General features: G+C 75.2%; 5 protein-coding genes and 1 pseudogene. 3 read left to right on the plus strand and 3 right to left on the minus strand.

Going from position 1 to position 6,637, the window contains the following annotated elements:
- Positions 1 to 10: 10 nt before the first annotated feature.
- Positions 11 to 748: a response regulator transcription factor gene (locus AC230_RS16730; protein ID WP_049716958.1), complete on the minus strand. Its 738-nt coding sequence runs from the start codon at positions 746 to 748 to the stop codon at positions 11 to 13.
- A gap of 160 nt (positions 749 to 908) precedes the next feature.
- Positions 909 to 1,574 carry a spermidine synthase family protein gene (locus AC230_RS16735; protein ID WP_049716959.1) on the minus strand — a complete coding sequence of 222 codons (666 nt, stop codon included), beginning with the start codon at positions 1,572 to 1,574 and terminating at the stop codon, positions 909 to 911.
- A gap of 362 nt (positions 1,575 to 1,936) precedes the next feature.
- Here AC230_RS16735 and AC230_RS34535 point away from each other — a divergent pair, with 362 nt between their 5' ends.
- Positions 1,937 to 2,983 (plus strand): rhomboid-like protein, encoded by a 1,047-nt coding sequence (locus AC230_RS34535; protein ID WP_338399803.1) that lies wholly within the window; start codon positions 1,937 to 1,939, stop codon positions 2,981 to 2,983.
- Between the two features lie 263 nt (positions 2,984 to 3,246).
- Here AC230_RS34535 and AC230_RS16745 read toward each other — a convergent pair whose 3' ends face one another.
- Complete coding sequence (locus AC230_RS16745) at positions 3,247 to 4,122, minus strand: NAD(P)-dependent oxidoreductase (RefSeq protein ID WP_049716960.1); 876 nt, start codon at positions 4,120 to 4,122, stop codon at positions 3,247 to 3,249.
- A 169-nt stretch (positions 4,123 to 4,291) separates the two neighbouring features.
- Here AC230_RS16745 and AC230_RS16750 point away from each other — a divergent pair, with 169 nt between their 5' ends.
- The gene (locus tag AC230_RS16750) at positions 4,292 to 5,266 is read left to right on the plus strand and encodes a helix-turn-helix domain-containing protein (RefSeq protein WP_422125601.1); all 975 of its coding nucleotides are present in this window, start codon (positions 4,292 to 4,294) and stop codon (positions 5,264 to 5,266) included.
- Positions 5,267 to 5,355: 89 nt separating this feature from the next.
- Positions 5,356 to 6,637: pseudogene (locus AC230_RS16755) on the plus strand (LON peptidase substrate-binding domain-containing protein); the annotation flags it as partial.

The following is a 6,637-nucleotide window of genomic DNA, read 5'->3' on the forward strand; positions in this document are numbered from 1 at the left end:
CCCGTGCCCCTCATGCGGCCGGGGTCTCCAGCGCGTACCCCACCCCGTGCACCGTGCGGATCCGCTCGGCGCCGATCTTGCGGCGCAGCGCCTTGATGTGGCTGTCGACGGTGCGGGTGCCGGAGGCGTCGGCCCAGTCCCAGACCTCGGCCAGCAGCTGCTCGCGGGAGAGCACCGCGCGGGGGGTGTTCGCCAGACAGACGAGCAGGTCGAACTCGGTCGGGGTGAGGTGCACGTCCGCGCCCCGCACCCGCACCCGCCGCTGGGCGTGGTCGATCTCCAGCTCGCCCAGCCGCAGGATCCCGCTGCGCGGGGTGTGCGCCGCCAGCGTCGCGCGCTCGACGCGGCGCAGCAGGACGTGGACGCGCGCGGCCAGTTCGCGCATGGAGAACGGTTTGGTCATGTAGTCGTCGGCGCCCACGCCCAGCCCGACGAGCATGTCCGTCTCGTCGTCCCGGGCGGTGAGCATGAGCACGGGCACGGGTCTCTGCGCCTGCACCCGGCGGCACACCTCCAGGCCGTCGTAGCCCGGCAGCATCACGTCCAGGACCAGCAGGTCCGGCTGCCACGCCTCGGTGGTGTCCACCGCCGCCGGGCCGTCGCCGGCGGTCCGCACCTGGAAGCCCTCGGCCCGCAGCCGGGCGGCGATGGCCTCCGCGATCGTCCGGTCGTCCTCGACGACGAGGACCCGCCGCTGCGCCCCGGCGGAGGCTGCGGTGCCGCCCGGGCCGATGTGTGTCTGCTCCATGCGCCCCGCCCCTAAGCGTCCCCCGGCGCCGGGTCCGCCGGCCGGGGCGCCGGCCCCGGCGAGGGGCCTGGCGGTTCCGAACGGCAGCCCTGAACACCGGTCCCGAATGCCGGTCCTCACAACTGTGGCAAGCAGGGTACGGGCAGGTGGCGGGGGACGGCTACGCGGCGAGGACGCCGAGGTGGACGACGTCCGGGACGCCTCGGGCAACGCTGATCTCTTCGGTGGTTACCCCGTCGAACCCGGCATTCCGGAGCGCTTTCTCGAACTCGGCGGACGGTTGTGCGGACCAGACCGCCAGCACCCCGCCGGGCAGCAGTCGCTCCCGGCAGGCCCTGAGGCCGGAGGGGGAGTAGAGGCTGCCGTTGTCGTCGGTGACGGTCCAGCCGGGGCCGTTGTCGATGTCGAGGCAGAGCGCGGCGTAACGCTCCCCTGTGGTGCGGATGTGACGGACGAGATCGGCCTGGACGATCCGTACCCGGGGGTCGGCGAGCGCGGCCGCCGAGATCTCCGCCAGCGGTCCGGCCCGGTGCCACTCGACGACGGCCGGCTCCCGCTCGACGACGGTGATCCGCCCCCAGCGCGCCTCCTCGGCGGCCCGGACCAGCGAGAAGCCCACGCCCAGCCCGCCGATCAGCACCTCGGGCGCCGCCAGGCCGGCGGGCAGGGCCGCGAGCGCCGCGTCCACCAGCCGCCGCTCCGAGCGGCCGTCCGAGGTGTCCATCAGGAAACAGCCGTTCTCGATGATCTCCAGGACGCCGGGGGAGGCGCCGCGCCGCCGCAGCACCACCTCCCCGTACGGGCCTTCGCGCCGGTCGAGCGTCACGGGACGCTCCTCCGACGCGAAACGCTCCTCCGAAGGGAAACGCTCCTCCGACGAAAAACGCCCCCCGGACGCGCACTCCGACGTGGACCGCGACGTGGACTCCGGCGCGGTCCTCGACGTGAACTCCGACGTGAACTCCGACGTGAACTTCGACGGGAACGGAGCGGACATACGGGCCTCCGGTGATCGTTGGTGTTCGACGGACGCATCGGAAGGTTAAGAGGTTGACAAGCGTGGGCGGCCTCACGGCCGGAACGTGATTCCTCCCGGGGCCAGGAGCCGTAGGGTTTCGTAGTGCGGCCGCGCCCCACGGGCCGCCGCCCGAGTCCGAGCACGCCCAGGGGAGAAAGGGGCCCGGCCGAGTGACCGCGGTTGACCCCGCCGGCGCGCGCGAGGAAGCGCCGGCCCGAAGCGCTCCCCGCGCGCCCGGCGCCCGCCGCCGCCTCCGCGCCCTGCGGCAGTGGGTCCCCACCCCCCGGGCCACCCCCTTCACCTTCTGGTACGGCCTGGTGCTGCTCGCCACCGCCGCCTACACCGAGTTCGGCGACCAGGCCACCGTCAACCGCTTGCTGCGCGACTCCAGCACCGACGCCGCCCACCTCGCCGACCGGCCCCTGGTCGTCCTCGTCGCCAGCGCCCTGTGGGTCGCGGGCGGCTTCTGGTCGTTCTTCGGCCCGGCCTTCGCCCCCGTCCTCGGCGCCCTCGAACGCCGCGTCGGAAGCCTGCGCGCCGCCGGGGTCTTCCTCCTCGGCCACGTGCTGGCGACCCTCGCCACCGAACTCCCCGTCGCCGGAGCCGTCGCCGCCGGCCGCCTCCCGGCCGCCTCCCTCCACCGGCTCGACTACGGCATCAGCTTCGGCCTGATGGCCGCCCTCGGGGCGCTCGCCTGCCTCCAGCCGCCGCGCCCCAAGTGGATCCTGCTCGGCGGCGCGTCCCTCATGTGCGCCCAGGACCTGGTCGAGTTCGCCGACCCGCTGGCCAGCTGGGGCCACCCGATCGCCCTGCTCACCGGCTGCGCCTGCCACGCCCTGCTGCGCGACGCCGACCGCGCGGCCGCCGCCTCAGCGCACGCGGCCGTCCCAGCGCCACTCCCCGCGCAGGCCGTGCCCGGGCAGCGCGAGCCGTCCCGTGCACCACAGGAGCGTCTCGCCGGGGGCGTGCCCCCGCGGGGCGCCGGGGAAGAGCCGGCCGAGCGCGGGGGCGGCGAGGTCGTCCGGCGGGGTCCAGGCGAGGCCCAGGCCGGCGGCGATGTCGTGGGTGTGGACGACGGTCTCCACGACGCCCATGGCCGCGAAGCCGGGCCCGTCCGCGTGCCCCCACGGGTGCCACGCCCGGTCCGCCGGGGCGGTGGCCCGGACGGCGGAGGCGAGGAACGACGCCGCGACGCGGATGCCCTCCAGCCGCGCTGAGACCGGCGCCGCGGGGTCCAGCGAGGCGAAGAGCGTGATGTAGCGGTCCCGCGGCTTCGCCGTCAGCAGCCCCGCGTACCCCGTCAGCCCCAGCGCCAGGTGGTCGAGCGTCGCGTGCCCCGACCACTCCAGCCGCCCGGCCGGCCGCGACCAGTCGCCGCCCGCCCCCTCCAGGACCGCCGTGCAGCGCTCGGCCGCGTCGAGGACCAGCCCGGCCCAGTCCGTCGTCACGCCCGTCGTCACGGCCGCCGTCACCCCCGTCGTCACGCCCGGACCTCCCCGCGGACGAACTCCACCAGCCGCGCCCAGCTGTCCCGGCCGTGCCCGGCCTCGACGCCGCGCCGCGTCAGTTCCCGGAAGACCTCCGGCAGCCCGCTCGCGATCCCGCGCGCCTCGCTCGCGTGCACCAGGTGCTCGACCGCCGCCGCGTGGACGTCCAGTGTGGCGTCGTCACCGGGGTACCTCCCGGCGTCCACCTGCGGGGCGTAGGTGTTCATGAAGACGCCGACCGCCTTCATCCACCGGCCCGCGACCTCGGTGAACGCCGTCGCCGTCGTACCGCCGTCCGCCCCGGCCAGCGCCGCGCCGTGCAGCCAGCCGGTCAGGGCCGCCCACATCAGGCCCAGCAGCGCCGTGTCGTACAGCGAGGCCAGACCGGCGTCCGCGCCCAGGTGGACGGGGTCGCCGAGCGCGGCGAGCACCTCGCGGTGGGCGTCGAAGACCGCCCGCTCGCCGCTGTAGAGCAGCATGAACCCGGGGTCGCCGATGCCGGGCGGGGTGGTCATGATCCCGCCGTCGAGGTACGCGGCGCCGTGCGCCGCCGCCCACGCGGCCGTCTCGCGGGCCTCCTCCGGCGTGCCGGAGGTGAGGTTGACGAGCGTACGGCCCGCCAGGCCGTCCGCCACGGGGTCCAGGACCTCGCGGACGGTCCCGTACGTCGCCAGGCAGACCACGACCAGCTCGGAGGCGGCCAGCCCCTCGGCGGGCCCGGCCGCCTCCGCCGCGCCCTTCGCCACCAGGGCGTCCGCCCGGCCGGCGGTCCGGTTCCAGACGGTGGTGCGGTGCCCGGCCGACAGGAACGCGCCGGCGAGCGCCGTGCCCATCGCACCGAGACCGAGGACCGTCACGTTCGCGCTCATGAGGGGTGTCTCCAGGTCTCTCAAGGGAGTTGAGGTGTCGGGGAAGGAAGTCGGTCAAGCGGTCCTCAGCCTCGCAGCGCCGGCGATGGCCCGACAGTGGCAGGACTGACCACTCCCGCAAAATTCCTGCCAGGCCGCTGGCTACGATCCGGTCATGAGCGCTGGTTCCGTGGCCGTGACCGTGATCGACGACGACGTCCCCTTCTGGGACCTCTACGAACTGGGCGTCGTCTGCACCGTCTTCGGCATCCCGCACCCCGACCTCGCCGACCCCTGGTACGACCTGCGGCTCTGTGCCGTCGGCCGCTCCCCGGACCGCCCGGCGCCCGCCCCCACCGGCTTCAGTCTGCGCACCCCCTACGGCCTGGAGGGGCTGGACGGCGCGGACACCGTGATCGTCCCGTCCGTCCCCGAGGCGTGCCTCGACGGGGAGCGCGAACTGCCCGACGAGCTCCTGCGCGCGCTGCGCCGCGCCGCCGACCGCGGGGCGCGCATGGTCTCGCTGTGCGCCGGCGCGTTCGCCCTCGCCGCCGCCGGAGTCCTCGACGGCCGCCGGGCCACCGCCCACTGGATGCACACCGAGGCCCTCGCCCGCCGCCACCCCCGGGTCGAGGTGGACGACTCGGTCCTCTACGTCGACGACGGCACGGCCCTGACCAGCGCGGGCGTCACCGCCGGCCTCGACCTCTGCCTCCACCTCGTGCGCCGGGACCTGGGCGCGCACGTCGCCAACCAGCTCGCCCGCCGCCTCGTGGTGCCCGCGCACCGGCCCGGCGGGCAGGCCCAGTTCGTCGAGACCGCCGTCCCGGAGAGCGGGGACGAGGGCCTCGCGCCCGTCCTCCAGTGGGCCGCCGAGCACCTCGACCGGCCGCTGACCGTCGACGACCTGGCCGCCCGCGCCGGCATGAGCCCGCGCACCTTCTACCGCCGGCTCCACGCCGCGACCGGCTCCACCCCGCTCCAGTGGCTGCTCGCCCAGCGGCTCGCCCGCGCCCAGTCGCTGCTGGAGACGACCGCCCTGCCGGTCGAGCGCGTCGGGGAGCTCAGCGGGCTGGGCACGGCCGCCAATCTGCGCCGGCACTTCACCCTGCACTTCGGCGCCACCCCCACGGACTACCGCCGCGCCTTCCGCCGGGCGGCCTGATCGCTCAGAGCGAACACGGTCCGGGGAACATCGGTAGCCTGCTGAGCATTGAGTCGGTACAGCTCAACTTGCCTGCCGAAGGGGAGATCATGGCTTCGACGTCCGCACCGCTCACCCTGCCCGTGCTGCCCCTCGACGACGAGGTCGTCCTGCCGGGCATGGTGGTGCCCCTGGACCTGACCGACGCCGAGGTCCGTGCCGCCGTGGAGGCCGCCCAGGCCGCCGCGCGGGACGGGTCCAAGCCGAAGGTCCTGCTCGTCCCGCGCCTCGACGGCACCTACGCCGGCACCGGCACCCTGGGCAGCGTCGAGCAGGTCGGCCGGCTCTCCGGCGGCGACCCCGGCGCGCTCATCCGCGGCCTGCGCCGCGTCCGCATCGGCGCCGGGACGACGGGTCCGGGCGCCGCGCTCTGGGTCGAGGGCACGGTGGTCGAGGAGGTCACCCCCGACCCCCTCCCCGGCGCGGTCGCCGAGCTGATGAAGGAGTACAAGGCCCTCGCCACGAGCTGGCTCCGCAAGCGCGGCGCCTGGCAGGTGGTGGACCGCGTCCAGCAGATCGACGACGTCTCCCAGCTCGCCGACAACGCCGGCTACTCGCCGTTCCTCACCGTGGCCCAGCGGGTCGAGCTGCTGGAGACCGCCGACCCGGTCGTCCGCCTGCGGCTCGCCGCCAAGCAGCTCGGCGAGCACCTCGCCGAGCAGGACGTCGCCGAGTCGATCGCCAAGGACGTCCAGGAGGGCGTCGACAAGCAGCAGCGCGAGTTCCTCCTCCGCCGCCAGCTCGAGGCCGTCCGCAAGGAGCTGGCCGAGCTCAACGGCGACCCGGGGAACGAGTCGGAGGACTACCGCGCGCGGGTGGAGGCCGCCGACCTCCCCGAAAAGGTCCGCGAAGCGGCCCTCAAGGAGGTCGACAAGCTGGAGCGCGCCTCCGACCAGAGCCCCGAGGGCGGCTGGATCCGCACCTGGCTCGACACGGTCCTGGAGATGCCGTGGAACAAGCGCACGGAGGACGCCTACGACATCCCCGGCGCGCGCGCCGTCCTCGACGCGGACCACGCGGGCCTCGACGACGTCAAGGAACGGATCACCGAGTACCTGGCGGTGCGCAAGCGGCGTGCCGACCGGGGGCTGGGCGTGGAATGGGGGTCCCCCCTGCTCGAGCGAAGCCGAGAGCCCGGGGAGGGCGGCGCGGGGATGGCGCGGTGCTCGCGCTCGTCGGCCCGCCCGGCGTGGGCAAGACCTCGCTCGGCGAGTCCGTCGCCAAGGCCATGGGCCGTGAGTTCGTCCGGGTCGCGCTGGGCGGCGTCCGCGACGAGGCGGAGATCCGCGGCCACCGGCGCACCTACGTGGGCGCGCTCCCCGGCCGCATCGT

The organism is Streptomyces caatingaensis (genome assembly GCF_001187435.1).
In the GTDB taxonomy this organism is placed as follows: Bacteria; Actinomycetota; Actinomycetes; order Streptomycetales; family Streptomycetaceae; genus Streptomyces; species Streptomyces caatingaensis.